We start from the raw sequence: 1286 nt of genomic DNA, 5'->3' as shown, positions 1-1286 counted from the left end.
AAAACAGATAGATGACATTGTGCAAAGAATAAAGCGTCAGGCTCTATCGGGCAATGGCTTTACCGAGGGCGAAAACAGACAAAAAAGAATTCCTATGAAAGCAACAAATGAAGAGGATTTGTCGTCACCGCAATCCATAGAACGTATGCAGAACGAGCTTTTGTATCTAAGACAAGAAGTAGAGTTTTTAAAAAAAATTATTATTGCGGACAATTCGAGGAAGAGAGATTAGTCATGGAGACTTCAGAAAGCAAATTTGAAATCATCCATGAGACGATAAATAAAGCAAATAATACATTGTCAGTTAAGATGCTCTGTGAAATAGCAGGAGTATCAAGATCCGGTTATTACAACTGGGTACATTCAGCGGATAAAAGAGCAGAAAAAGAAGCACAGGATAGAGCCGATTTTGAATTGGTATTAGCTGCATATAGCTTCAGAGGTTATGACAAAGGGGCTCAAGGAATCTATATGAGATTGTTGCATATGAATCCACCAGTTGTTATGAATGTCAAGAAAATAAGACGATTGATGAAGAAATATGGTCTTATGTGTAACATAAGAAAAGCAAATCCTTACAGAAGAATGGCAAAAGCAATAAAAACTAATAACGTTGCCGATAATCTTGTGAAACGGGAGTTTGAAAAATATGGTCCGAGAAGGATATTGCTTACGGATATAACCTATGTTCCATTTGATGGTCGATTCTGCTATCTATCAGCAATTATAGATGCCTTTACAAAACAAATTTTATCGTATGTGTTAAGCGAATCTTTAGAAGTGGATTTTGTTTTGGAAACAGTCAACCTGATGATAGAAAAGCACGGAGTTTCCCTTACAACTAAAACAATCTTACATAGTGATCACGGGTGCCATTATACGAGTTGCAGTTTTATACAACTTGTCAAAGATAAAGGCTTAAGACAGTCTATGTCCAGAAGAGGAAATTGTTGGGACAATGCACCTCAGGAAAGTTTCTTTGGACGTATGAAGGATCATATAGGAGACAGGCTAAAAGAATGTGGAACATATAGCGAGGTTCGTGCTATTATTGACGATTGGATGGATTATTATAACAATGATAGATATCAGTGGGAATTAGCGAAGCTTTCTCCCAATGAATACTATAAATATATAACAACAGGCATATATCCGATTAAGGGAAAAATCCCTTCTACGGATATGTATGATGAAGAAGGTAATAAAACAAACTGATATAGCCATCTACTGGCTAGAAAGAACAAATCCCTTCTTCTTAATTTGTCCTTGACAAGGGGTACACTTTA

1 protein-coding gene and 1 pseudogene are annotated in these 1286 nt (G+C 36.2%); both read left to right on the top strand.

Annotated elements, in window-relative coordinates; translation table 11 throughout:
* Positions 1 to 232, top strand: a pseudogene (locus tag NBH03_RS15800) (HTH domain-containing protein); the annotation flags it as partial.
* 2 nt (positions 233 to 234) lie between these two features.
* A complete protein-coding gene (locus NBH03_RS15795; RefSeq protein ID WP_250800133.1) occupies positions 235 to 1215 on the top strand; it encodes an IS3 family transposase in 981 nt (326 codons plus the stop codon).
* Positions 1216 to 1286 lie beyond the last annotated feature (71 nt).

This window comes from Coprococcus intestinalis (assembly GCF_023656595.1).
Lineage (GTDB): Bacteria > Bacillota > Clostridia > Lachnospirales > Lachnospiraceae > Coprococcus_A > Coprococcus_A intestinihominis.
Note: the sequence above shows the minus strand (reverse complement) of the source record. Positions and strands in the feature narration are given on the sequence as shown.

What these genes read in the sequence shown, in the direction of transcription:
- NBH03_RS15795 (WP_250800133.1), top strand. Translation starts at nt 235, where the DNA reads ATGGAGACTTCAGAAAGCAAATTTGAAATCATCCATGAGACGATAAAT.